Raw genomic sequence first — 25607 nt, forward strand, 5'->3', positions numbered from 1 at the left:
ACCCTTAGTACTTTTAACCTTTGCTTAATTTTTAGGTATTGATTAATATTCCTAATATTGATGCTTCTAAGAAGCGTCGATGATCACATTAAAAGAGGTTGCAAATACCAAGGAGCTAAAGAAGTTCGTAACCTTTCCTTTTTCGCTCTACAAGGGTTCCAAATATTGGGTTCCCCCTATTATAAAGGACGAACTTGACTCTTTTAACAAGGATATAAACCCCGTGTTCAAAGATGCGGATGCCCGATTTTTTCTAGCCTATAAAAATCATTCCATTGTTGGTAGGGTCGCCGCTATCATCAACCGATTGGAAATTGAGCAGCAACAGATCAAGAAAATGCGATTTGGTTGGTTCGATTTTATAGACGATCCCAATGTCTCCAAACTACTTTTGGAAAAAGTTGCGGAAATAGGAAGGGAAAATCAACTTGAATTTATGGAGGGACCGGTAGGTTTTTCCAATCTGGATAAAGTAGGAGTACTTGTGGAAGGTTTTGACCATATTGGCTCTATGGTCACTTGGTATAACCATCCCTATTATGAAAAGCATTACGCCAATTTTGGATTTGTAAAGGAGAAGGAGTACATGGAGAACAAATTCCCCGTTAGTAATGCAGATCCTGCACTCTTTACCAAACTTAATGACATTGTTAAAAAGAGGTATGGCCTAAAAGAAATGAACTTTAAAAGCACCAAGGAGGTTATGCCCTATGTGGACGAGATGTTCGACCTTTTTAACGAAACCTACGCAAAGCTTTCTTCCTTTGTTCCCATTACCGAAATACAAAAGGCCTATTTCAAAAAAAAATATATCAGTTTTATCAATCCGGAGTACATCAAATTTATTCTGGACAAAAATGACAAGGTAATTTCCTTTGCCATCGTAATGCCCTCTTATTCCAAGGCTTTGCAAAAAGCCAATGGCACATTGTTACCTTTTGGGATTTTTCATCTATTATCGGCAAAAAGGAACAGTAAGGATGCTATCTTTTATTTGATAGGCATCCACCCTGAATACCAGAACAAAGGTGTTACCGCCATCATATTCAATGAATATTACAAGGTATTCACGGAAAAAGGTATAAAAATGTGTTACAGAACTCCAGAGTTGGAAGAAAACATTGCCATAAAGCAAATGTGGAAGCACTTTAGCCCAGAGGTTTACAAAAGAAGAAGAACCTATAGAAAAAGCCTATAAAAAAGCCCAAACTTAATGTTTGGGCTTTATTTATTACTTATTGAAAAATCGAACGCTACTCTCCCATAGCCGCTGCAACCGCTGCGGATAATCTTTTATAGGTTCCGTTTTTCAATCGGTCCCTGATAGCGGAAAAAGCATCCAAAGTTTCGCTAATATCCTCCATGGTATGGGTTGCCGTTGGTATCAAACGCAACAAAATCAATCCTTTAGGAATAACTGGATATACGACAATAGAACAGAAAATACCGTAATTTTCCCTCAAATCCTTTACCAATGCCATCGCCTCTGGAATACTACCGTTCAAATATACAGGGGTGACACAGCTAGTAGTGGTCCCAATATCAAAACCTCGCTCCTTTAAACCATTTTGAAGGGCGTTAACGTTTTCCCACAACTTCGCCTTAAGCTCCGGCATGGTACGTAACATGTCCAAACGTTTTAAAGCTCCTTTCACATAAACCATGGGAAGGGATTTTGCGAACATTTGGGAACGCAAATTATATTTTAGGTAATCGATTATTTCTTGATCGGCCGCAACAAAAGCACCAATACCAGCCATGGATTTGGCAAATGTGGCCAGATACACATCTATTTGATCCTGAACACCTTGCTCCTCACCTGCACCTGCTCCGGTTTTGCCCAACGTTCCAAAACCATGGGCATCGTCTACCAATAACCTAAAGTTGAACTTCTTTTTTAACGCGACAATTTCCTTAAGAATCCCTTGTTCGCCCCGCATCCCAAAAACACCTTCGGAGATAACCAAAATACCTCCTCCTGTTTGGTCCGCCATTTTGGTGGCTCGCTCAAGGTTCTTTTCCAGACTCTCGGCATTGTTATGGGTAAACGTAAACCTTTTACCCATATGCAATCGAACACCATCGATAATACAGGCGTGGCAATCCACGTCATACACAATAATATCATCCTTTGTAACCAATGCATCGATAACCGACATAAACCCTTGGTAACCAAAATTAAGCAAGTAGGAAGCCTCTTTTTGGGAAAATTCTGCCAATTCCCGTTCCAATTGCTCGTGGTAGTCCGTATGACCACTCATCATACGTGCGCCCATTGGGTACGCCGCTCCGTGCTCCGTTGCTGCTTCACCATCTACCTTTTTTATTTCGGGTAGATTTGCAAGACCCAAATAATCGTTTATACTCCAGGTAATTACATCCTTTCCTTGGAACTTCATCCTATTGGAAATTGGACCTTCCAATTTAGGAAATACAAAATATCCCTCTGCTTGTGAAGCCCACTTACCTAACGGGCCCTTATTTTCTATGATTCTTTCAAATAAATCTCTCATCACCTAGTTTTGGTTCTGCCTGCAAAAGTAAAAATTTTTGGACAGCATTCACAAATAATTTATTGGCACCGCCAAAGGGTTTACTATACCTAGGTTAGTCACGAAATTAAAAGTTCGTCTTCGAAGAATGCCTCGTGGGCTTTCCCTAAGGTAGTTATGAATAAAAAAAAGCGGGCAAAAAGCCCGCTTTTGGTAGTATTCTTAAACCTCAGCTTACTTAATGAACTGGATTTCCTGTTTCGCTTCCACTGGATTGGCCTCCAAAAAGCCTTGGTCTTCCATCCACTGGTCACTGTAAATTTTACTCATATACCGTGAACCGTGATCTGGGAAGATAACAACGACTTTGCTGTTCGCATCAAAGGTGTTCAATTCATCCAGTTGTTTCACGGCCTGCATAACGGCTCCGCTAGTATACCCTACAAAAATGCCCTCCGTTCTGGAAATTTCCCTTGCGGTATGTGCACTTTCCGCATCGGTGACCTTTATAAATTCATCGATAATCTCAAAATCCGTGGCAGTTGGAATCAAATTTTTACCCAATCCTTCAATCCTGTACGGATAGATTTCATTGGTATCCAAGGTTCCCGTCTCGTGATATTTCTTTAAAACGGAACCATAGGCGTCTACTCCAATGATTTTGATATTCGGGTTTTGTTCCTTTAAATATCGGGCCGTACCGGAAATAGTACCACCCGTCCCACTGCAGGCCACCAAGTGCGTAATCTGTCCGGCTGTTTGTTCCCAAATTTCAGGACCTGTTGATCGATAGTGGGCCTCCATATTCAATTCATTAAAATACTGATTGATATATATGGAGTTCTTGGTTTCGTCATGCAAACGTTTCGCTACTTGGTAGTAGGACCTTGGATCATCCGCACTCACATGGGCAGGACAAACATACACTTCCGCACCCATGGAACGTAGCATATCGATTTTATCGGCAGAAGACTTAGAACTGACCGCCAGAATACATTTGTACCCCTTGATAATACTTACCATGGCAATACTAAAACCAGTATTCCCTGAAGTTGTCTCAATGATGGTACTGCCTTCCTTTAAAAGACCTTTCCTTTCGGCCTCTTCTATTATGTGGATTGCGATGCGGTCTTTGGAGGAGTGACCCGGATTGAATGCCTCAACTTTGGCATAAAAGTCACCTGTAAGATTCTCGGTAATTCTGTTAAGTTTCACCAAGGGTGTTTTCCCAATTAATTCTAAGATATTGTTATTAGCCTTTATCTTATTTTCCATAGGGGGATATGATTTTTATTTTTAGCAAATCAACGATTTGTTAAAATTTGCTACAAATCTACTATTTTTTTTCTACAGTACTATTTTTCCTTCCAAATCCAGCAAAAATGCATATTCCTTCGCAGCTTCCCTAAGTGCCTCGAACCTTCCAGAAGCCCCACCATGACCCGTTTCCATATTGATATCAAAAAATAAAAGGGTATCGTTTTTTTTCAATTCCCTTAATTTGGCGACCCACTTAGCAGGTTCAAAATATTGGACTTGGGAATCATGCAATCCTGTGGAAACATACAAATTGGGATAATGCTGGGCCTTTACATTGTCATACGGGGAATAGGATTTCATGTAGTTGTAGTATTCCAAATCATTCGGATTGCCCCATTCGTCGTACTCCCCGGTAGTAAGGGGAATGGAATCATCCAGCATTGTAGTGACCACATCCACAAAGGGTACGGAAGCAATTACCCCGTTGTAAAGCTCCGGCGCCATATTTATGACCGCCCCCATCAAAAGTCCGCCTGCGGAACCGCCCATGGCATATAGATGATCTGGACTGGTCATTTGCCTATCAATGAGATATTCGGAACAATCGATAAAATCCGTAAACGTATTCCTCTTTTTTAAAAGCTTTCCATCCTCATACCACTTCCTCCCCAAATACTCACCACCCCTTACATGGGCAATGGCATAGACAAAACCCCGGTCCAATAAACTCAGGCGTACGGTTGAAAAATAGGGGTCGATGGTGTAGCCGTAGGAACCATAGGCATATTGTAAAAGCGGGGTATTCTTGGTTAAAACCGTATCCTTATGGTATACCAAGGAAATAGGAATTTTTATCCCGTCCCTTGCCGTGGCCCAAAGACGTTCTTCAATATAATTGTCCTTATCGAAACCTCCTCCAAGCACCTCCTGTTCTTTCAGAACGGTCTCCTCTTTGGTGGCCATATTGAAATCGATTACAGAACTTGGAGTTCTCAATGAGTTATAACTATATCTTAAAATTTGGGTATCAAAATCCCTATTGTTGCCCACGTGGGCTGTATAAGTCTCACTTGAAAAAGGCAAGTAATAGGCATCCGAACCGTCCCAACGGACTATCCGAATCTGGTTGAGTCCGTTTTCCCTTTCGGAAAGGACATAGTAATCCTTGAAAATATCAACATCTTCCAATAGCACATCCTCCCTGTGCGGAATGAACTCTTGCCAATTCCTGGATTCCGTGCTATCCTCTCCCACCTTCATTAACTTAAAATTGGTAGCACCGTCCTTATTTGTCAGGATATAGAAAGAGTCCCCGTAATGAAAAATGGAATATTCCACGCCCCGCTCCCTTGGTGAAAAAATTTTAAGCCCTGCTTCCGGATTTTCCAAGGAGAGCATCTGAAACTCCGAGGTCAAGGTACTATGGGAACCTATTACAATATACTTTTTAGATTTTGTCTTGTACACAAAGGTGCTAAAAGTATCATCCTTCTCATGAAACACCAACTCATCCTTTGCTACGGGGGTTCCCAGAACGTGTTTGTATATTTTATCCGATCTTAGGGTAACCGGTTCCTTCTTGGTATAGTAAAAGGTTTTGTTATCGTTGGACCAAACACCGCCACCTGTGGTATTCTCTATTTTATCTGGATATATTTCACCTGTCTCGAGGTTCTTTACCTGAAGTGCATATTCCCTTCTTGAAACGGTATCCACACCAAAAATGGCCAAAGTATTATTGGGGCTGACCGCGATTCCGCCCAAACTAAAATATTCGAAACCTTCTGCCATCTCGTTCCCATTGAACATGATTTCTTCTTCGGAATCCAAGGTTTCCTTGAAACGGGAATAAATGGGATATTCACCCCCTACTTCATATCTGGTCTTGTACCAATATTCATCTAGCTTGTAGGGTACGGAGGCATCATCTTCCTTGATCCTGGTCTTCATTTCCTTAAAAAGTGCCTCTTGGAAAGCTTTGGTATGCGCCGTCATGGCATTGTAAAAGTCGTTTTCACTTTGCAAATAGGCCAAAACCTCAGGGTCTTCCCTCTCGTTAAGCCAGTAGTAATTATCGATTCTAACATCGTTATGGGCAACTAATTCCTTAGGTCGTTTTTTGGCTACCGGTGCATTGCGCTGTGTCATTCTGTTCTCTTTTCAATTTGAAGATGGTCGCAAAAATAGAACTTATTATTTGGAGCGTTTCTGTATGTTAGGCCGATTTTGGATCCGCAACGAATATGAACATTTTAGTACCTTTGAAATATAAACGAAAACAAAAAAATCAGCTATGTTCGGAGATTTGATGGGTATGATGGGCAAACTAAAGGAAACCCAAAAAAAAGTGGAAGAGACCAAAAAGCGGATGGACACGGTCCTTATCGATGAAAAATCTTCCGATGGGTCCGTTTCCGTAACTATCACCGCCAATAAGGAAATAAAAAAAATCGAAATTTCAGAAGAACTTTTGTCCGACAAGGAGCAGTTGGAGGATTTTCTAATCTTAACCCTGAACAAGGCCATTAAAAGGGCGACGAGCATAAACGAAACCGAATTGGCGGCTGTTGCCAAGGAAGGAATGCCCAATATTCCAGGAATGGATTCTTTGTTCAAGTAAACTACTGTTTGGCAGGCCTACATGGCACTCCCAAGAAATAGAGTTGTGATATCTAGACAAGACTTATCGTTGAACCTTATGGCGATGGCTTGAAAGTTTTCCAGTCCCTATTCTTTGAAATTACCTATCTTTAAAAGAAAGAATTGGTATGATCGAGGTTAAAAACAAGGATGATGAATTTTACCAGTTTGTGGTAAAATCTGCCACTGGAAAAGTGCTTTTGGAAAGTGTGGAATTCAAGGATTCCAAATCCTTGGAGCACACGCTTAACGAACTAAAGAATGTCAACCTTCCAACCAAAAGGTTTGAACGCAAAACGAATTTCGAGGGTAAATTTCTTTTCAATCTAAAAAACGATGAAGGAACCGTAATTGGTAGTAGTGGTTTTTACAACTCCGAAGCCGGTATGGAAAACGGCATCAAAAATCTACGAAACATCCTGGAACCGTAAAAGGGCCAATTTTAGATAACCTAGAAACGCCGTAAGGTTTCCAAAAAATAGTCGTGCATTTCATTGGTATAATCCATGTGCGTTACCATACGCAACTTTCCCTGCCCCATGCTTATGATATGGATATCCTTTTCCTGCAATTTGGAGTTGAAGTGGGCACTGGACATAAAATCCTCCTCAATTTCAAAAATGATGATGTTGGTTTCTATGGGTTCCACTTTCTTTATAAAGGACAGCTTCGTTAGTTCCTCACCAATTTCTGCCGCCTTTTGATGATCCTCTGAGAGTCGGTCAATATGATGGTCCAAAGCATAGATTCCCGCGGCGGCCAAAAATCCCGACTGGCGCATGCCCCCACCCAATATTTTTCGTATCCTTAAGGCATGGTAAATATGTTCCTTACTTCCCAGAAGTACGGAACCCACCGGACATCCCAAGCCTTTGCTCAAACACACACTGATGGTTTCAAAGAGGCCACCATACTGTTCTGGCGATTCATGTTGAGCCACCAAGGCGTTCCATAATCGGGCGCCATCCAAATGATAATGCAAACCGTGCTTTTCGCATACCGCCTTTATCTTCTTCAATTCCTCAATATCCCAACAGGCACCACCCCCTTTGTTCGTCGTGTTTTCAATACATACCAAGGAAGTCAACGGACTGTGATAAAAATCCGGCGGATTTATGGCCGATTCTACTTGTGCCGCCGTAACCATGCCCCGGTGTCCATCCAAGAGCCGACAGGAAACGCCGCTGTTAAAACTCACCCCTCCCCCTTCATAATTAAAAACATGGGCATATTTATCACAGATCAATTGCTCCCCGGGTTGGGTATGCAATTTTATGGCGGTCTGATTGGTCATGGTACCGCTCGGGAAGAAAAGGGCGGCCTCCATCCCGAACATTTTAGCCAATTTCTCCTCCAAAGCATTAACTGAAGGGTCATTTTTGAACACATCGTCCCCAACTTGGGCAGACATCATGGCATCCAGCATACCAGCGGTAGGTTTGGTGACCGTATCACTTATCAAATTTATTGTCATTACAGGAAGCTACTTTGAATTAATGAAAACAATCCATGCCAATGGGCGAACCATCCGGAATCTTTGGCGCAGCGACAACTTTAAATTCATCTGGGTGTTCGTAAAAATCAGTAATCCTACGGCTAATTTCCCCTTTGATAGCCGCATTTTCCATATTCATGGTATTCAATTTTTTGAGCTGCATGTTGGCAATCGCATTTACCTGTGGATGGACGGCATCACTCGCTGCCAAGTTCATCAGATGAAATAGCACCCTAAAATTGATATTTTGCTGAACCTCATTGCTATAGGGATTTTTCAGGTTCCTTCCAAAGGTATTGGAAACCACTTCGGCCAATACCTCTTCCAATCCAAGATTGTTTGGGTCCAACGCCTTTTGTTGGATCAATCTGGAAGCCCTTTCCGGATGCAGCAATAGTCCAAGGGTCATATCGGCGGCCGTTTCTGGAGCGGAAAGTGCGTCAAAGGTGACGCCCGTCTTGCCGTTAAAGGATTCCCGGGTACTTCCAAAACCAATGGCCCTGGGAGGGAACAAACTCAATTTCTCCTTTGGGATTGCAATTTCATCGGCATCCAAGGTCCTTAAAATTGCCTCTAAGGTTTGTTCCTGAGTTCGCTTATCTACAGGGGCAACGGTCAATTGGCCATCCCCCTTTACGGTATAGTTATAATCCAAACCGCCTATAATCTTTGTTGCCGCTTCTGTTTGATACCGATGGAAAAAATATAAGGGTGCAAACACATCTTCCAAAACGGAATTGGCCTCATTGGTGCGGATATTGTCTATAGAGAAGTTTGCAATAGCGGTCTCCCTGATCTTCAACATATCCAACAATTCATCGCTGATGGACTTTCCGTTGTCCCAAAGGTGAGCAAATACATGGGCCCCGCCTTGTGGACGCGCATCTTGATCGGATATGTACCGTAGACCATCCGAAGTTGCTTTTTCCAAAATTTCGTTCAACGCTTCCCGCTCGTTGGTACCTTTGGGAAAATCGCTGTAGGCATAGGCCACGATTACCTTGTCCCATTCCCCGATGCCCGTATCATACGCATTGGAAAAATCGATTTCACCATTTTTGACCGAAAACTGGGGATGTGGATAATCCATCACTGAAGCCCTTCCATTGGTGCTGGCGGCAAAGTTGTGCGAAAAGCCCAAAGTATGCCCTATTTCGTGTGCCGATAACTGACGGATTCTCGCCAAGGCCAAATCCAACATAGGCAGGTAATTATCGTCCCTTTCCTCAAAAGGCTTGTTCATCAAAGCCTGTGCTATCAAAAAATCCTGACGGATCCGTAAACTTCCCAAACTAACATGTCCTTTAATTATTTCACCGGTTCTGGGATCCGCTACGCTGGAACCATAGCTCCATCCCCTAGTAGATCTGTGCACCCATTGAATGACATTATAGCGAACATCCAAGGGATCCGCATCGTCCGGCAACATTTTTACCTGAAAAGCATCCTTATACCCAATGGCCTCAAATGCTTGGTTCCACCACCTGCCACCTTCCAAAAGGGCACTACGAACAGGTTCCGGGGTTCCGTTATCCAAATAATAGATTATAGGTTCTACCGCTTCACTGACCTCGGCATCGGGGTTTTTCTTTTCCAACCGATGCCTAGGGATAAACCTTTTTATCAAGGACTCCTCAACGGGAGTCGCATAATCGTAATAGGAAAAGGGATAGGCCCCTGACCTGGGGTCGAACTCGCGCTTTTCAAAATTGTCATCGGGGAGTTCCACAAATGAATGATGCTGGGCCACGGTAATCAATCCGGGGTTGGGCACCACACTTCTCACATAGCTTCCTTTGGGACTTCCCTTAAAGGTTAGGGTAATATCAAATTCAATATTTTTTGGAAAGGCCTTGGTGCGGTCCATCGCCATGGCACTTTTTTCCTTGTCCAGCGTATAACTTCCCTGATCGGTGCTTTGGAGTCTTTCCGTAACACCATGGGTATCCTGCACTAAAAACCCCGATATATCTATAATATATTTCCCATCTTTTTCCTCTTCAATGGGAAAACCATATAAAATGGATTTTGCAAAGGCCTGCTCCACGGATTTCTTTTCAAGGGCATTGTCCGTCAAGGCCCTAAACTTTAAATTAGGCTGTACCAAAAGGAGCTTGTTTCCGGCCTTCCTAAAAAAGACTACTTGTTCATTTCCCAATTGCCCCCTGTCCAAGCCAATATCATTGCTTCCGATGCCACTGCTTAAGGAAGAAACATATAGAAACTCCTTTTCCAATTGGGGTACCTCTAGATAAATTTTGTCGGTTTTGGAATCGTAATAGAAATCGAAAAGGCCTTCAAACTTTTGGAAATCCTTCTTTTTCTCTGAAAACTGACCAAAAACCGGTGATAGGGATAGTATGGCCAAAAACAGCCATAACGGGGATGCATTTTTCATTTATTAATGGGTATTGATTCTTAAAAATTACTGTTTACATCCAATAAGTCGCAAATGAATACGTGAAAAAAGCATCTTGGATGTTTGGTTTCAAAATTTAGTTAGGAGTTAAAAATAGATAATTTACGGCTAAATTCTTAACCGATGGTGTCCTAATTGGAGAAACACGTTTTTAAACAAAAAAGTCGCAGGATTTTTATAGAAAAGTAAATTTAAGCACCCTATTTATGTTGAAATACTAAGCGTTTTTTCTATAAAATTTTTTACCTTTTATGAAAACAAATTGTATGTCTAACGTTGAGAACCAAATTTTTTCCTCCTATCAGAGAAACCCTGATTTATATGACGAAATTTACGATAGCAAAGGAAACATAAAGGATATCTATCAAAAGCTTTTTGATATTTATGGCGGGCATTCCATCCAGGATTATATCAACCTTAACTCCAAGGCCAAAGCATCTTTTTTCAATCAGGGAATAACCTTTCAGGTATATGGTGAGGACAATGTTCAGGAAAAGATTTTTCCCTTCGACCTATTCCCAAGAATTATCGACCCGGAGGAGTGGGACATCATTGAAAGGGGATCAATTCAAAGAGCCAAGGCATTGAACCTTTTTCTGTGGGACATTTACCACGATAAGAATATATTAAAGGATAAGGTCGTTCCCTTGGAACTCATTACGTCTTCGGCCAATTACTTGGATCAAATGAACGGGCTCAATCCACCCGGTGGCATTTACAATCATATATCGGGAACCGATATCATTAAACACAAAGATGGCCAGTATTATGTTTTGGAGGACAATATTAGATGTCCGTCCGGAGTGAGCTACGTAATCTGCAACCGCACGGCCCTGAAACGGGCCCTCTTTGGGGTTTTTAACCATTACCAGACCTATACGGTTACGGACTACGCAGAAAACCTTTTGGAGCAATTGGAATCCGTAAAACCAAAAGGTGTAGATATCCCAAATTGCGTTGTAATTACCCCGGGCATGTATAATTCCGCTTTTTATGAACATTCCTACTTGGCAAAGACCATGGGGGTCGAACTTGTAGAAGGACGTGACCTGTTCGTGGAAAACGATTTTGTGTACATGAAAACCATCAAGGGACCTGAAAAAGTGGATGTCATCTACAGGCGAATTGACGATGCTTTTTTGGATCCATTGGAGTTTAGGCCGGATTCCGCTTTGGGCGTACCGGGCCTATTCGCCGCTTACAAAAAAGGGAACGTAACACTTGCAAACGCACCTGGCACGGGAGTCGCCGATGATAAAGCGGTTTATACCTATATGCCGGACATCATTAAATATTACCTGAAAGAGGAACCCATCCTAAACAATGTGCATACCTATCATTGTAGCAGACCGGACGAGTTGCAATATGTATTGGAAAATATAAAGGACCTGGTCGTAAAACCTGTGGACGAAGCAGGTGGTTATGGTATCTCCATAGGCAACAGGCTTACCCAACAGGAAATTGAGGAAGTACGAAAACAGGTAAAGGAAAATCCAAGAAAATATGTCGCCCAGCCCATCATGTCACTTTCCGTACATCCCACCTATATCGATGATTCCGAATCTTTTGAACAGCGTCATGTAGATCTAAGAACGTTTACCATTCTAGGCAAGGACAAGGAGTTCGTTTTAAAAGGCGGATTGACCCGCGTGGCGTTGAAAAAAGGAAATTTAATCGTGAACTCATCCCAAGGCGGCGGGTCAAAAGACACTTGGGTCTTAAAAAAATAAATACTACATGTTAGCAAGAGTAGCCAATAATCTTTTCTGGATGGGACGATACATTGAACGTTCCGAGCACATTGCGCGTTATATGAACGTCAATTATTTTTCGTCCCTGGACGCACCAAACCAAATTTCCCAGGACAGACAGTTTGTTCTTAGGTCGATGTTGTTTATGGTTGGGGAACCTGATAAGGATTCCAATGGAACACTGGTGGAGGAAGAGGTATTGTTCAAAATTGGCGTGGACCCCAGTTTTGTATCGTCCATTTTGAACAATGTAAAATATGCCAGGGAAAATGCCAACAGTGCACGGGACCTTATTTCTACGGAACTCTATGAATCCATCAACAAATTCTACCATTTTGTCCTAAATTATCCCAAAGAGGTTTTCGTAAGAAGCGGGCTCCATGATTTCACGACCAATGTGACGGAAATGAGCGCTATACTTAGGGGTAAAATTAGAGGTACGCTATTGCACGATTCCGTTTATGCCATCATCATGATGGGCGTAAATATTGAAAGGGCGACACAGATTACCCGTATGATCAATTCCAAATATAACGACGCATTATTGTCTCAGAGCGATTTTGAGGATGGTTTTCGGAAAAGTTTTGAATGGACCACACTACTGAAATGTGCGGAGTCCTATGACATGATGCGCAGGTACTATAAAAAACCGCCTACTAGCATATCCACCTTGGAATTCCTCATTTTGAACCCCAATTGCCCAAGGTCCGTCATGAATGCCCTGAACCAGTTTTACGAGCATGTGAAAATTCTAAACCCAGAAAGAAAATACAATAAGGAATCCACAGCGTTTCTGATTGGCCGCGTTCGATCCGAATATGAATTCAAATACATAGAGGAAATTGAAAAGGATATAAAATCCTTTATAGAAAGTATTCTCAAAAGTCTGGAGGAAATCAGCAATAAGGTAGACGAAGAGTTTTTCAACTATTAATGTCTACAAATAGGCTATTTTTACATCCAAGATGTGGAAAGAGCATACCATTCTGTACGAATCCAATACTACTTTTGAAAATGAGGTGGCCGAAGGGTATTGGCAATTCCTGATAATCCCCATGGAAAACGAGTTCCAAGAGATACTGGAATTCGATTTTTCAAACTCCACCCACTGTGTGAACCAATTATCAATAAACGGTTTTGGATTTAAAACCATTAAGGTGCACCCAAAAAAGGCGTTCAGCCAAATTTCCTTTAAAGCTACCTTTAGAGTACGTACTTCCCTGCTACAAATGCCCGAGCCAACGAAGTCCGAGGATATTCTAAACACACTAGAGGAAATCGGCTCGCTCAAATATAAGGTGCACTTTGAGCGTTTTTTACGGGCAACCCCACTTACGGGATTACCGAAGGGCAAAAATGGTTGCTACCAGTTCGACCCAAATAAGGGAATTTTTGAAAACCTTGTAAAGTTGAACCTTTGGATACATTCCAAGTTCCAATTTGCATCGGGAGCACCTGAGGGCACGTCTAGAATGGAGACAATCCTGGATTCAAAATTGGGCAATTCCAAGGACCTGGCACATCTTTTCTGTACCGTGGGCCGAAACAACAATATACCTTGTAGATATATATCGGGCTTTGTGAATCGTGAGAATGGATCCCTTGGCGACGGGCAAATACATGCTTGGGCGGAGGCCTTTGTCCCTGGTTACGGTTGGTTGGGATTTGACCCTACCAACAATAGGGTGGTCAATGCCGATTACATCAAAATCTGCCATGGCAAGGATTCCATGGATTGTTTACCGGAGAAGCGCGTAATCCATTCGGCCGAGAACCATATAACTACGTATTCCGTTGTCGTTAAAAATCAGCAACGCCTCATACAGCAATAATCGGAACAAACTATATCAAATTTGGTAAAAAAGAATAGTATTTTTACCGAAAATTATCTCAGATGATAGTAACTACAGACCATTATAAAGGTCTTATTGATCGCCTTGGTGCGTTAAGGAGGTATCTTTGACATCGATGCCAAACTTATTGAAATAGAGAACGAGCAGGAAAAGACCTTGGCACCCGATTTTTGGGACAATCCCCAAGAGGCACAGGCACAAATGAAATACATCCAGTCCAAAAAGCAATGGGTGGATGACTTCAATGCCGCCAAGACATTGGTAACCGATCTGGAAGTGCTTATTGAGTTCCTTCAGGAAGGGGAAGTATCGGAGGAAGAAGTAGAAACTCAATATGAAAAAGCCTTGAATTCCTTGGAAAAAATGGAGTTCAAGAATATGCTTTCCGAAGAGGGTGATGAACTTCCCGCCGTACTGCAGATAACCGCAGGTGCGGGCGGTACCGAGAGTTGCGATTGGGCCTCCATGTTAATGCGGATGTACATGATGTGGGCCGAAAAAAATAGATACAAGGTAAAGGAACTGAACTTTCAGGAAGGTGACGTTGCCGGTATTAAAACGGTCACCTTGGAAATTGATGGTGAATATGCCTTTGGATGGCTAAAAGGTGAGAACGGCGTTCACAGATTGGTACGAATTTCCCCGTTTGACAGTAACGCCAAAAGACACACCTCTTTTGTTTCTGTCTATGTGTATCCTTTGGTGGACGATAGTATAGAGATAGACGTAAATCCGGCGGATATCACCATCACCACAGCAAGGTCTAGTGGCGCGGGAGGACAGAACGTCAACAAGGTGGAGACAAAGGTGCAATTGGTTCACCATCCTACGGGCATACAAATATCTTGTTCTGATTCCAGAAGTCAGCATGACAATAGGGCCACCGCAATGAAAATGTTGAAGTCCCAACTTTACGAAATAGAACTGCGGAAAAAAATGGAGGCCCGTCAGGAAATAGAGTCTTCCAAAATGAAAATAGAATGGGGTTCGCAAATACGGAATTATGTAATGCACCCCTATAAATTGGTCAAGGACGTACGGACGGCCGAAGAAACGGGCAACGTGGATGCGGTCATGGATGGGGAGATAGATGCCTTTTTAAAGGCCTACCTTATGATGATGGGACAAAAAGAGGAGGAATAAACACATTATATTTTAACAATGATTAAAATTTATCACAATCCAAGATGTAGAAAATCAAGGGAGGGTCTGGAAATTTTGGAGAATTCTGGCAAGGAGTTTGAAGTGGTTAAATATCTGGAAGATGTTCCCTCAAAGGAGGAACTGCGACAAGTTCTTCAGTGTTTGGGTATCTCGGCGGAGAATTTGGTCCGTAAAAACGAGACAATATGGAAAGAGAACTATAGAAATCGTCTTTTGACCGAAGAAGAAATCCTAGATGCCATGATAGAGAACCCAAAACTCATTGAAAGACCGATAGTTATAAAAAACAACACGGCGGTAATAGGTAGGCCACCAGAAAATATTAAGACCCTGATTTCTTAAGGTTCCTTAAAATCGCGGAAACTATTAACAAATAATTAACCAAAGCGACTTAAACCAAAGTTCAATTTCAAAATCAAACATTATGAATAGTACAAAGAAATGGAATCGCTTAAGCATTATCACATTGACCCTATTTCTATTCGCTGGTGTAGAAACATACGCCCAGTTTGGAAATGGTATGGGAGGATATGGTTATGGTAGGGGTTATGGATATGGAAGAGGACGAAGTGCCATACCACAGGCCCAAGAAACTCCCGAAGAGGTAAAGCCCAAGACGGCCGAAGAATTGGTAGACGGTGAAATGCCCTCCATTAAAGAGGCCTTGCAATTGAACGATTTTGAAAGTGCCATTCTAAGTTCAATATTGAAAAAATACGTTCAGGAAAGAATTGAGGCACAAATATTAAAACTTCCACCTGAAAAAATGCGTGAGGTCTATGATAAGATTACGCAGCGGCAGGATGAAGAATTAAAAGCAAGTTTACCTCTAGAAAAATATGAGGCATTTGTAGAACTCCAAAAAAACGGAGTGGACAAAACCATAAAAAAGAACAAAAAAGAAAAAAAGAAACAACGAAAGAAAGACAAAAACTAAACCTATGAGAAAACTTTTCCCTTTACTCCTACTATTATTCACTTTACAAGTTATAAGTCAAAGACCAGAAGGAGGCCCAGGGAACGGTCGATCTCCTGTAACGATTACAGGTACGGTTCTAGATGAAGAAAATAACCAACCTTTGGAATATGCAACTTTGGTACTACAAAGTGTTGATAATCCAGAACGGGTTACGGGCGGAATTACGGATATCAACGGTAAATTTTCCGTAGAAGTAGGTCCTGGAAGATACAATGCACGAATAGAATATATCTCTTATAAATCAAAGGAGTTTCCTAATCAAAATTTTACCAAATCCACGGATTTAGGCACCATTAAACTTGCGCTGGATGTTGCACAACTGAACGAAGTAGAGTTAGTTGGAGAACGCACCACCGTAGAGGTACGCTTGGACAAAAAGGTATATAATGTAGGAAAGGATTTAACGAATAGTGGTGCGACCATAAGTGATGCCTTGGATAACATTCCTTCAGTTACTGTAGACGTAGATGGTGCCATAGCCCTTAGAGGAAATGGAAACGTAAGGATATTGATCAATGGTAGACCTTCCGCCCTTGCGGGCTTTGGTTCCACGGATGCACTTAGACAGCTACCTGCTGATGCTATTGAAAAAGTGGAGGTGATTACGAGCCCATCCGCGAGATATGATGCAGAAGGCACCGCCGGTATTTTAAATATCGTTTTAAAGAAAGAAAAGACCCGTGGATTTAATGGTACCATAAATACAACTGTAGGCTATCCAGATGCGTTTTCCATTACTCCAAACCTTAACCTTCGTACGGACAACTTCAATATTTTTACTACTATAGGCTATAGGTATAACAAAGGTCCCGGAAACGGCTTTTTTGACAACACCTATTTTAATGGTGCCTTTGACCGAATTATCGAGGATAGGGATATCAATAGAAACAATAGCGGATTTAATGCCAATTTAGGAATAGAATACTTTCTAACAGATCAATCTTCATTGACCATTAGTGGCTTTGGAAGGTTGAACGATGGAGAAGATGTTACGGATAATAATACAACACGTTTCATAGGTACAAATATTGATAGCAGAACTTTAAGAAGGGAAATTGAATTAGAGGATGAAAAGAGCTATCAACTTTCACTTAATTACAACAATAATTTTAATGATGAAGGACATAAATTAACGGCTGACTTTCAATATTCCTTTGATGAGGAGATAAAACCCATCATAATTAGTGAAGACCAATTTTTTCCTACGGATTCCATTATTGATGCTCAAAACATAGATCAGATTGAATTACAAAATGAAGTACTGGTACAGGTTGATTATGTACTTCCTATGGGAGATGCACAATTTGAGGCGGGCTATAGAGGTAATTTTGAGGAAAACGACAATGACTTCGCCTTGGAGCAACGTAATCCTAATACTGGTGTTTTTGAACCCAATCCAGGCTTGACAAACCGTTTTATCTTTAATCAAAACGTAAATGCGCTGTATACCCAATATGGGAACAAATACGGGAAATTTTCATTTCTTGCTGGTCTAAGACTGGAAAACACACAGTTAAAAGGTCAAGTAACCGGCGTAGATATTGAAACATTACGGGAAATTTTGGGACCGGAAATTGATTTGGATTTCAACAAGAATTATTTGGGCCTTTTCCCCACTTTGAACCTTATTTATGAACTAGCCGAAAACGAAAATATTTCTTTGGGTTATAATCGACGTATCAATAGACCTAGGGGATTCTTCATAAACCCATTTCCCTCGTTTTCCAGTAGAACAAATATTTTTCAAGGTAATCCTGATTTGGATCCAGCCTTTGCTAATGCCTATGATATAGGATATCTAAAAAGATGGGAAAAAATTACACTTACAACTTCTGTGTATTATCAAAAAGAGACAAATTCCTTTGAAAGAATCCAAGAAGAAACAGGTCAACTTACAACAGATGGTATCGCAATTATACGCTCTTTGCCCATTAATCTTTCAACCAATAAGCGAATAGGTGGAGAAGTTGGCATACTTTACAACCCCTTTAAATGGTGGAGAATCAACGGAAGTTTTAACTTTTTCCAGTTTAATTCCAGCGGTATATTTAATGGTGTGGATTTTGGCGCCAAAAACACGAGCTGGTTTTCTAGATTTAGTTCCAAGGTTACATTACCAGGAAAAATTGATTGGCAAACAAACGCCTTCTATCGGGGCCCCACCAACAATGCCCAAACAGAAAACGAAGGCATTTTTTCCATAAATCTGGCATTTAGTAAGGACATTCTAAAAGACAATGGCACCATAGCCTTTAATGTTAGCGATTTATTAAACTCAAGAAAGCGTATGTCTTTCACACAGACTCCTACGTTTACTTCAGATAGTGAATTTCAATGGCGGGTAAGGCAATTCAATCTTTCCTTTGTATATCGAATTAACCAGCAAAAGCAGCGTGAAAGAAGACAGCAAAGGGACGACTCCGGAGACGATGAAGAATTTGGAAGTTAATGGAGAAACGAATACAAAAAAAAGGGGAAGCAAAATGCTTCCCCTTTTTAATTACTATATTTTAAGCCTGTCTTGCGGCTTTTTTCTTTTCACGTCTTTCCTTCAAAAGCTCACGAATATTTCCAAACAACCAATATGGTACTACAAAAGTCAACAAGAATATCATTAACCAAAAACCTATGGTAAGTATGGTTAAAAAAGCTAGAAATCCTAAATATTGGTCAAATTCAAACATGATACTTCGTTTTATGTTCCAAAGATACTTTGAAAATGATACATTTTCCAAGTCAAACTTAAAAAAATATTTAATAGGCATTGAAGTCCAAAAAATTGGGCAAACCCCTAAATTTGTTATTCAAAATAATTAACATCATGAATTACAGAATAGAAAAAGACACTATGGGCGAAGTACAAGTGCCCAAGGATAAGTATTGGGGGGCACAAACGGAACGTTCCCGTAATAATTTTAAAATTGGACCTTCGGCATCCATGCCATTGGATATAGTTTACGGTTTTGCGTATTTGAAAAAGTCGGCCGCATATGCCAATTGCGAGTTAGGCGTATTGTCCGAAGCAAAAAGAGACCTAATTTCCCAAGTCTGTGATGAAATTTTGGCTGGTAAACATGATGAACAATTTCCATTGGTAATTTGGCAAACAGGTTCTGGCACCCAAAGTAATATGAACGTGAACGAAGTGATTGCCAACAGGGCCCATGAAATTGCGGGAAAGGTCATCGGGGAAGGTGAAAAGACCATTCAACCCAACGATGATGTCAATAAATCCCAATCTTCAAACGATACCTTCCCAACGGGCATGCACATTGCGGCGTATAAAAAAATCGTGGAGGTAACCGTTCCCGGAGTAAAGCGATTAAGGGATACCTTGGATAAAAAAGCAAAGGAATTTAAGGATGTTGTTAAAATTGGTCGGACACATTTGATGGATGCCACTCCCCTAACCCTTGGGCAGGAATTTTCCGGATATGTTTCCCAATTGGACCATGGGCTAAAGGCATTGCACAACACCTTGGACCACTTGAGCGAACTTGCCTTGGGAGGAACCGCCGTTGGTACCGGACTGAACACACCCGAAGGCTATGACGTACTAGTAGCCAAATACATTGCAGATTTTACCAGTTTACCCTTTAAAACCGCAGAAAACAAATTTGAGGCCCTGGCCGCACACGACGCCATTGTTGAGAGCCATGGGGCACTGAAGCAATTGGCGGTTTCGTTGAACAAAATTGCAAACGACATACGAATGATGGCATCGGGACCAAGATCGGGAATAGGGGAAATAATCATTCCGGCGAACGAACCAGGTAGTTCTATTATGCCGGGCAAGGTAAACCCTACACAATGTGAGGCAATGACCATGGTATGTGCCCAAGTAATGGGCAACGATGTTGCCATTGGGGTTGGAGGTACACAAGGACATTATGAATTGAACGTATTCAAGCCAATGATGGCGGCGAATATTTTACAGTCCGCCCAACTATTGGGGGATGCCTGCATAAGTTTTGAGGAACACTGTGCCTCTGGCATTGAGCCGAATCATAGTGTCATCAAGCAACTCTTGAACAACTCCTTGATGTTGGTTACAGCCTTGAACACAAAGATAGGATATTACAAAGCGGCCGAAATAGCGAATACGGCCCACAAAAACGGAACCACCTTAAAAGAGGAAGCCGTGAATCTAGGTTATGTAACCGCCGAAGAATATGATGAATGGGTAAAACCTGAAGATATGGTAGGAAGTCTTAAATAAAAATTGTTGTAGAAAATGAAAAGGGCGGTCTACGAAAGACCGCCCTTTTTATATATGTAATGGATAGTGTTCTATTATTTTAAAGCGAACTTGGAAGTTCCCAATAATTTAAGCTTATCATCATACACATTCACCATATAGTTTCCATCTTGGAAATCACTAGCTGGTTTGTTAATGTAATCACAAACATCCAAAGCCTTGTTTTCGTAATAGAATTCCGTAGCCTTACTGTAAGTAATGGAAGCACCTTCATCGTTTGTCTTGGAGAAACTTTCGCCCATAACATTTCCTTGGGGATCCAATACCTCTAAATAAAATTCCCTATCACCGGCTTGGGCGATAACGTTATCGGCAACCGTGAAACAGATCTTAAATTTATCAGTAGCCCTGGCTCTTTGCGTTGAGACCAATTTACCACTATTACGCTCTTTTACGGCATCTACATTAAATTTTGAAAGATTCAAAGCGGAACCTTTGGCAACGGCATCGGCCAGTTGCGTATTCTGCACAACCAAAGAATCATTGAAAACTGTTTGTTTTTCTAACTCAACATACGTACTGTCACGTTGCATGGCAATCATCGTGTTGGATCGGGTTAAAGAATCCACTTGTTTCAACAACTGCTCTCTTTCGGCCTTAAGTACATCCACTTGTCTTCTATATCTTGACAAAGCGGAAATATCGGCTTTCATTGTTTTTACGGAATCGATATATTTTGCAATATTATCCCTAGCCGTAACCAATTCCTCATTGGTAGCGTTACTTTCTAAAATAGCCTTATCGTATTCGGATTTTAAGCTATTCAAGTCCTCAACCACCAATTCCTTCTCCTTGGTTAGAACGGTTTCAGTCTTTTTCTTATCCTGATAAAGACTAACAGTGTAGATAATAGTACCTAAGAGCACTACACCCAATAAAGCCGCTAGGACTTTCAAACCATTGTTATTTTTTGTTTCGGTCATAATGTAATATTTAATTAATCTTGTTGATTTTCAACTAAAGTGTTTGTTTGTATCACTCTATATACGTACGGATGCGGATTTTAGATTTTTTAATGTTAAATAATTTTAAATCCGTTTTCAAAGACTATGTACTTTTAATACATTTAAAGATACTAGGATTCCAAATATAATGCTGGAAATCATTGCTTTTGAGGCAAAATACAAGGATGTTTTTAGGGACTTAAATCTGGCATGGCTAGAACGATTTTTTTATGTGGAGGATAAAGATCATGAACTTCTCAACGATTGTCAGACACATATCCTGGATAAAGGAGGACTCATATTCATCGGTCTTTGGAACCAAAAACCCGTGAGCTGCTACTCCCTATTAAAAAAGGGGGGAGGAATCTACGAATTGGGAAAAATGGCGGTGGAGGTGAAACACCAAAGTTTAAAAATCGGTCAACAGATGTTGGCGCACGCCATCGCTTTGGGAAAGCGTAATCAATGGGAGCGTATTGAACTATATTCCAGCACCATACTGAAACCGGCGCTTCACATATACAGAAAGTTTGGGTTTAGGGAAGTGATTCTGGAAAACAATTCTCCCTATGCACGATCCGATATAAAAATGGAACTATTACTTTAATTAAAATCATATTATGAAAAAGAGAAATTTACTTACGATACTATTTTTTTCGGCAACCCTTTTGTTTTCTTGTAAGGACAAGAAAGGTAAAGATGTTGATGCTGTACCATCTTACAATTCCAAAGCAAACATTCCACCCCAATCTCCATCCCAAGTATTGGACAATTTAAGGGTTGTCCCTATTGAACACGCCACAACGGTACTCGAATGGAACGGTGTCACCATTTATGTGGACCCTACCGGAGGGGCGAAAGCTTTTGAAGGTCAAAATGAGCCTGATCTACTATTAATAACCGATATACATGGCGACCATCTCAATGTGGAAACCTTACAGGAACTGAATACGGACAATGTTGCCATCGTAGTCCCGCAAGCCGTAGCCGACCAACTTCCGGAAGCATTCCATCCACAGTTGAAAATTTTGAATAACGGTGAAACTGCAGCGCTGGAAGGTATAAAAATTGAGGCAATCCCCATGTACAACTTGCGAGAAGAGGCCAAGGATTTTCATGTAAAAGGTAGGGGCAACGGTTATGTCCTCACCTTGGGGGATGAACGCGTTTATTTTTCCGGGGACACTGAGGACATTCCTGAAATGCGAAACCTTCAAAATATAGATAAGGCCTTTGTTTGTATGAACCTGCCGTATACGATGACGGTGGAGAATGCCGCCTCGGCCGTTTTGGATTTTAAACCCGCAGAAGTTTACCCTTATCATTACAGGGGCAGACCAGATGTAAGCGATGTTTCAAAATTCAAGGAACTGGTAAACGCCGGCAATACCAATATTGAAGTGGTCCAATTGGATTGGTACCCAAATGAAGAATATTGATAAAATGTAACATCGCAGTAAGAAATGAGTCTTACTAAATGAAAATTGTTTAATCACCTAAAATAAAACTGTATGAAATTAAAATTCGGAATGTTTCTACTTCCTGTGTTATTTCTTTGCATACTTGGTTGTCAAAATCAAGAAGAAAAGAAGGATGCCGATAGTCAGAAAATGGCACAATTCAAGGTACCCGTAGAATATTACACCTTGGACAACGGACTCAAGGTAATCCTTTCGCAGGACAAAACCTCGCCAACGGCCATCGTGGCGGTGTACTACAACATCGGGTTTCGGATAGAACCGAAGGATAGGACCGGATTCGCCCACCTTTTTGAACACATGATGTTCCAAGGCTCCAAAAATTTGGGGAAAATGGAATTCATAAAACTCGTTCAGGAAAACGGAGGCGTCCTTAACGGTTCAACCAGATTTGACTTTACCAACTACTTTGAAATTGTCCCTTCCCATAAATTGGAGACCATGCTATGGGCAGAAGCGGACCGAATGCGAGGTTTGGACATCACCCAGGAAAACCTGACCAACCAACAAGGTGTGGTAAAAAACGAGGTGAAAGTAAACGTTCTAAATCAGCCGTATGGCGGATTCCCATGGTTGGATATGCCACAATATGCCAATTCCAATTGGTATAATGCACACAACTTTTATGGGGACCTGGAAGATTTGGACGCCGCCAATCTGGAAGATGTATCGAGTTTCTTTAAGACCTATTACGCTCCCAACAATGCGGCACTTTCCGTGGTGGGTGATTTTGAAATGGAAGAGACCAAGGCTTGGATTCAAAAATATTTTGGAGATATTCCTGCATCGGATCTACCAGCAAAACCAGATATTTCAGAGCCAAAACAAACGGAGGAAAAAACCTTTGTAAAGGATGATCCCTTGGCCAATAAACCGGCCATAGCCCTAGCCTATCATATGCCGGAAAGAAACTCGCCGGAATATTTTGCCATGGGCCTTTTGGACCAAATTTTGGTTCAGGGAGACAACAGCCTTTTGGCCCAAAAACTGGAAAAGGAAAAAGGGTTTACGTCAAACGTGAGCGGCGGCATCAACTACTTGGGCAATATGTTCAATTACCAAGGTCCCATGCTTTGGATGTACGACCTTACCTATGATACGGATACATCGGAAGAAGAAATTTTGATGGCCATTGATGAAGTCATGAACGGACTAAAGGATTCCATAGACCAACCCACAATAGATCGGGCCATCGTTAAAATCAGGTCACAACTCTATGATGACATTGGCGGAACTTTTGGTTTGGGCCGTGCAGACCTACTTGCTTCCTTTGCATTATTTGATGACAACCCTCAAAGGATAAATACCTTGGAGGATTCCTTTAAGGAAATTACCCCAGAAATCGTCAAGAAAACCATTGACGAATTTTTGACCAAAACAAATAGAACCGTGCTAAGGGTAAATCCCCTTTTGGCAGATAACGATAAAACACAATCCTAATGAAGCGTTCCATTTTATTTATTGTTGCATTAACATTCTCTATGGGAGTTTGGGCACAGGAAAAAGAGATGCCCCCAAAAGGAGGCGAACCTAAAAATTTCACCTTACCTAAAAAAGAAATTGTTTCCTTTGACAACGGACTAGAATTGGTAATGATTCCATACGGATCTATTCCAAAAGCTACGATCCGCTTCAGTATAAAGACTGGGAATATTGATGAGAACGAAAACCAGGTCTGGTTGAGCGATCTTTTGGCCGATTTGCTGGAGGAGGGAAGCATCACGAAAACGAGCAAGCAAATTGCCGACGAAATGGCTGGAATGGGTGGAAACCTGAACATTGGCGTTGGGTTACACACTTCGTCCATAAGCAGTTCCGTACTGTATGAATTCGCCCCGGAAGCGATAAAAGTAATGGCCGATGTCCTTCGAAACCCTAAATTCCCGGAAAGTGAACTGGACAGGTTAAAGGATAACATGAAACGGGACCTTTCGGTACAATTATCCCGACCCCAGGCACAGGCAAACAGGGACTTTTACGCTACAATTTACCCTAACCATCCGTACGGAAGGGTATATCCAACGGATGAATTGATAGATTCCTATACCGTTGCCGATATTAAGTCCTTTTATGACAACCATTTTGGTGCCTTGAGGACTACGGTCTATGTGGCCGGTAATTTTAACGCCGATGAAGTCAAAACAGCGGTGGAAAGTGCCTTGGGCGATTGGAAAAAAGGTACGGAGGCCCAATACAACGTGGCGGAACCCGTAACCGCCAATGAGATAAAAATCATTGACAGACCCGATGCTCCCCAATCTACCATATACTATGGACTTCCCACGGTTGGCCCTTCGGATGCCGATTTTGTGGCATTGGATGTTACCAATTCCATTCTGGGAGGTTCCTTTGCTTCCAGGATAACAAGCAATATCCGTGAGGACAAGGGATATACGTATTCACCTTATAGTAGTTTGGACACCAATTACAAGAGTGGCGTTTGGTACGAATCCGCGGATGTAACTACCGAACACACAGGTGCTTCCTTGGCCGAAATACAAAAAGAAATCAAACGCTTGCAGGATGAACCCCCAACCCAGGAAGAATTGGATGGTATCATTAATTATGAGTCCGGTATCTACGTACTTCAGAACTCAACCCCCAATGGTATCATTGGCCAATTGATATTTTTGGATACGCACGATCTTGACGAGTCCTTTTTGACCAATAAAGTTCAGAACATGCATGCCATTACCCCTGAAAAGGTACAGGAAATGACCCAAAAGTATATCAAGCCGGAAAATATGACCTTGATCGTCGTGGGAGATAAGGCCAAAATACAGGACCAAGTAATGGAAACGGTTCAAAAACCGTTGAAGCAATAACAAAATAGACCTGTCAGGTTTTGAAAACCTGACAGGTCTTAAATAGGTA

Annotated in this window: 22 protein-coding genes; 15 read left to right on the plus strand and 7 right to left on the minus strand. The window is 41.5% G+C overall.

Features of this window, described 5'->3' with window-relative positions; genetic code table 11:
• Positions 1-79: 79 nt before the first annotated feature.
• A complete protein-coding gene (locus F0361_RS15355) occupies positions 80-1198 on the plus strand; it encodes a GTP cyclohydrolase (protein ID WP_154919896.1) in 1119 nt (372 codons plus the stop codon).
• Positions 1199-1253: 55 nt separating this feature from the next.
• Here F0361_RS15355 and F0361_RS15360 read toward each other — a convergent pair whose 3' ends face one another.
• From F0361_RS15360 to F0361_RS15370, 3 genes are all read right to left on the minus strand, one after another.
• Entirely contained in the window at positions 1254-2513 is a 1260-nt protein-coding gene (locus F0361_RS15360) for an aminotransferase class I/II-fold pyridoxal phosphate-dependent enzyme (RefSeq protein ID WP_138258368.1), read from the minus strand.
• Positions 2514-2726: 213 nt separating this feature from the next.
• Positions 2727-3767, minus strand: a complete 1041-nt coding sequence (locus F0361_RS15365; RefSeq protein WP_138258367.1) for a PLP-dependent cysteine synthase family protein — start codon at positions 3765-3767, stop codon at positions 2727-2729.
• Positions 3768-3839: 72 nt separating this feature from the next.
• Positions 3840-5900, minus strand: a complete 2061-nt coding sequence (locus F0361_RS15370; protein WP_154919898.1) for a S9 family peptidase — start codon at positions 5898-5900, stop codon at positions 3840-3842.
• Between the two features lie 145 nt (positions 5901-6045).
• On the opposite strand from F0361_RS15370, the gene F0361_RS15375 reads away from it, so the two are divergent.
• Entirely contained in the window at positions 6046-6372 is a 327-nt protein-coding gene (locus tag F0361_RS15375; RefSeq protein WP_154919900.1) for a YbaB/EbfC family nucleoid-associated protein, read from the plus strand.
• A gap of 148 nt (positions 6373-6520) precedes the next feature.
• Positions 6521-6823 carry a YegP family protein gene (locus tag F0361_RS15380; protein ID WP_154919902.1) on the plus strand — a complete coding sequence of 101 codons (303 nt, stop codon included), beginning with the start codon at positions 6521-6523 and terminating at the stop codon, positions 6821-6823.
• A gap of 20 nt (positions 6824-6843) precedes the next feature.
• Here the strand turns inward: F0361_RS15380 and F0361_RS15385 are convergent, their stop codons facing one another.
• Entirely contained in the window at positions 6844-7866 is a 1023-nt protein-coding gene (locus tag F0361_RS15385) for a threonine aldolase family protein (RefSeq protein ID WP_154919905.1), read from the minus strand.
• A gap of 19 nt (positions 7867-7885) precedes the next feature.
• Entirely contained in the window at positions 7886-10285 is a 2400-nt protein-coding gene (locus F0361_RS15390; protein WP_154919908.1) for a zinc-dependent metalloprotease, read from the minus strand.
• A 287-nt stretch (positions 10286-10572) separates the two neighbouring features.
• On the opposite strand from F0361_RS15390, the gene F0361_RS15395 reads away from it, so the two are divergent.
• The 7 genes from F0361_RS15395 to F0361_RS15425 all read left to right on the plus strand — a co-directional run bounded on the left by F0361_RS15395 (position 10573) and on the right by F0361_RS15425 (position 18502).
• Positions 10573-12036 (plus strand): circularly permuted type 2 ATP-grasp protein, encoded by a 1464-nt coding sequence (locus tag F0361_RS15395; protein ID WP_154919911.1) that lies wholly within the window; start codon positions 10573-10575, stop codon positions 12034-12036.
• A 7-nt stretch (positions 12037-12043) separates the two neighbouring features.
• Positions 12044-12991 carry an alpha-E domain-containing protein gene (locus F0361_RS15400; protein ID WP_138258360.1) on the plus strand — a complete coding sequence of 316 codons (948 nt, stop codon included), beginning with the start codon at positions 12044-12046 and terminating at the stop codon, positions 12989-12991.
• 31 nt (positions 12992-13022) lie between these two features.
• Entirely contained in the window at positions 13023-13889 is an 867-nt protein-coding gene (locus F0361_RS15405) for a transglutaminase-like domain-containing protein (protein WP_154919913.1), read from the plus strand.
• Between the two features lie 65 nt (positions 13890-13954).
• Positions 13955-15053 (plus strand): peptide chain release factor 2 gene (gene prfB, locus F0361_RS15410; RefSeq protein WP_154920312.1). Its coding sequence is split into 2 segments (ribosomal slippage): positions 13955-14017 and positions 14019-15053, totalling 1098 coding nucleotides; the frame shifts between segments, so codons are not numbered across the junction.
• 18 nt (positions 15054-15071) lie between these two features.
• Positions 15072-15416: an arsenate reductase (glutaredoxin) gene (gene arsC / locus F0361_RS15415; protein WP_154919916.1), complete on the plus strand. Its 345-nt coding sequence runs from the start codon at positions 15072-15074 to the stop codon at positions 15414-15416.
• Between the two features lie 82 nt (positions 15417-15498).
• Positions 15499-16011 carry a hypothetical protein gene (locus tag F0361_RS15420; RefSeq protein ID WP_154919918.1) on the plus strand — a complete coding sequence of 171 codons (513 nt, stop codon included), beginning with the start codon at positions 15499-15501 and terminating at the stop codon, positions 16009-16011.
• A gap of 4 nt (positions 16012-16015) precedes the next feature.
• Complete coding sequence (locus tag F0361_RS15425; RefSeq protein WP_154919921.1) at positions 16016-18502, plus strand: TonB-dependent receptor domain-containing protein; 2487 nt, start codon at positions 16016-16018, stop codon at positions 18500-18502.
• Positions 18503-18563: 61 nt separating this feature from the next.
• On the opposite strand, the gene F0361_RS18800 is transcribed toward F0361_RS15425, so the two are convergent.
• A complete protein-coding gene (locus F0361_RS18800) occupies positions 18564-18737 on the minus strand; it encodes a hypothetical protein (RefSeq protein ID WP_162850213.1) in 174 nt (57 codons plus the stop codon).
• Between the two features lie 137 nt (positions 18738-18874).
• Between F0361_RS18800 and fumC the strand changes: the two genes are divergently transcribed.
• The gene (gene fumC / locus F0361_RS15430) at positions 18875-20272 is read left to right on the plus strand and encodes a class II fumarate hydratase (protein ID WP_154919924.1); all 1398 of its coding nucleotides are present in this window, start codon (positions 18875-18877) and stop codon (positions 20270-20272) included.
• Positions 20273-20346: 74 nt separating this feature from the next.
• Here fumC and F0361_RS15435 read toward each other — a convergent pair whose 3' ends face one another.
• Positions 20347-21234 (minus strand): hypothetical protein, encoded by an 888-nt coding sequence (locus F0361_RS15435; protein ID WP_138258354.1) that lies wholly within the window; start codon positions 21232-21234, stop codon positions 20347-20349.
• A 169-nt stretch (positions 21235-21403) separates the two neighbouring features.
• On the opposite strand from F0361_RS15435, the gene F0361_RS15440 reads away from it, so the two are divergent.
• The 4 genes from F0361_RS15440 (at position 21404) to F0361_RS15455 (ending at position 25558) form a co-directional block, all read left to right on the plus strand.
• Complete coding sequence (locus tag F0361_RS15440) at positions 21404-21862, plus strand: GNAT family N-acetyltransferase (RefSeq protein ID WP_154919926.1); 459 nt, start codon at positions 21404-21406, stop codon at positions 21860-21862.
• A gap of 13 nt (positions 21863-21875) precedes the next feature.
• Entirely contained in the window at positions 21876-22694 is an 819-nt protein-coding gene (locus F0361_RS15445; protein WP_154919929.1) for an MBL fold metallo-hydrolase, read from the plus strand.
• Between the two features lie 72 nt (positions 22695-22766).
• Complete coding sequence (locus tag F0361_RS15450) at positions 22767-24173, plus strand: M16 family metallopeptidase (RefSeq protein ID WP_154919933.1); 1407 nt, start codon at positions 22767-22769, stop codon at positions 24171-24173.
• Complete coding sequence (locus F0361_RS15455; RefSeq protein WP_154919936.1) at positions 24173-25558, plus strand: M16 family metallopeptidase; 1386 nt, start codon at positions 24173-24175, stop codon at positions 25556-25558. The genes F0361_RS15450 and F0361_RS15455 overlap by 1 nt, the downstream gene beginning before the upstream one ends.
• Positions 25559-25607 lie beyond the last annotated feature (49 nt).

The organism is Maribacter flavus (assembly GCF_008386635.1).
GTDB classification, from domain to species: Bacteria; Bacteroidota; Bacteroidia; order Flavobacteriales; family Flavobacteriaceae; genus Maribacter; species Maribacter flavus.

Bases quoted from the DNA above. Each gene is read 5' to 3' on its own strand.
- F0361_RS15355 (WP_154919896.1), top strand. From the start codon at position 80: ATGATCACATTAAAAGAGGTTGCAAATACCAAGGAGCTAAAGAAGTTC.
- F0361_RS15360 (WP_138258368.1), bottom strand. From the start codon at position 2,513: ATGAGAGATTTATTTGAAAGAATCATAGAAAATAAGGGCCCGTTAGGT.
- F0361_RS15365 (WP_138258367.1), bottom strand. From the start codon at position 3,767: ATGGAAAATAAGATAAAGGCTAATAACAATATCTTAGAATTAATTGGG.
- F0361_RS15370 (WP_154919898.1), bottom strand. From the start codon at position 5,900: ATGACACAGCGCAATGCACCGGTAGCCAAAAAACGACCTAAGGAATTA.
- F0361_RS15375 (WP_154919900.1), top strand. From the start codon at position 6,046: ATGTTCGGAGATTTGATGGGTATGATGGGCAAACTAAAGGAAACCCAA.
- F0361_RS15380 (WP_154919902.1), top strand. From the start codon at position 6,521: ATGATCGAGGTTAAAAACAAGGATGATGAATTTTACCAGTTTGTGGTA.
- F0361_RS15385 (WP_154919905.1), bottom strand. From the start codon at position 7,866: ATGACAATAAATTTGATAAGTGATACGGTCACCAAACCTACCGCTGGT.
- F0361_RS15390 (WP_154919908.1), bottom strand. From the start codon at position 10,285: ATGAAAAATGCATCCCCGTTATGGCTGTTTTTGGCCATACTATCCCTA.
- F0361_RS15395 (WP_154919911.1), top strand. From the start codon at position 10,573: ATGTCTAACGTTGAGAACCAAATTTTTTCCTCCTATCAGAGAAACCCT.
- F0361_RS15400 (WP_138258360.1), top strand. From the start codon at position 12,044: ATGTTAGCAAGAGTAGCCAATAATCTTTTCTGGATGGGACGATACATT.
- F0361_RS15405 (WP_154919913.1), top strand. From the start codon at position 13,023: ATGTGGAAAGAGCATACCATTCTGTACGAATCCAATACTACTTTTGAA.
- arsC (WP_154919916.1), top strand. From the start codon at position 15,072: ATGATTAAAATTTATCACAATCCAAGATGTAGAAAATCAAGGGAGGGT.
- F0361_RS15420 (WP_154919918.1), top strand. From the start codon at position 15,499: ATGAATAGTACAAAGAAATGGAATCGCTTAAGCATTATCACATTGACC.
- F0361_RS15425 (WP_154919921.1), top strand. From the start codon at position 16,016: ATGAGAAAACTTTTCCCTTTACTCCTACTATTATTCACTTTACAAGTT.
- F0361_RS18800 (WP_162850213.1), bottom strand. From the start codon at position 18,737: ATGTTTGAATTTGACCAATATTTAGGATTTCTAGCTTTTTTAACCATA.
- fumC (WP_154919924.1), top strand. From the start codon at position 18,875: ATGAATTACAGAATAGAAAAAGACACTATGGGCGAAGTACAAGTGCCC.
- F0361_RS15435 (WP_138258354.1), bottom strand. From the start codon at position 21,234: ATGACCGAAACAAAAAATAACAATGGTTTGAAAGTCCTAGCGGCTTTA.
- F0361_RS15440 (WP_154919926.1), top strand. From the start codon at position 21,404: ATGCTGGAAATCATTGCTTTTGAGGCAAAATACAAGGATGTTTTTAGG.
- F0361_RS15445 (WP_154919929.1), top strand. From the start codon at position 21,876: ATGAAAAAGAGAAATTTACTTACGATACTATTTTTTTCGGCAACCCTT.
- F0361_RS15450 (WP_154919933.1), top strand. From the start codon at position 22,767: ATGAAATTAAAATTCGGAATGTTTCTACTTCCTGTGTTATTTCTTTGC.
- F0361_RS15455 (WP_154919936.1), top strand. From the start codon at position 24,173: ATGAAGCGTTCCATTTTATTTATTGTTGCATTAACATTCTCTATGGGA.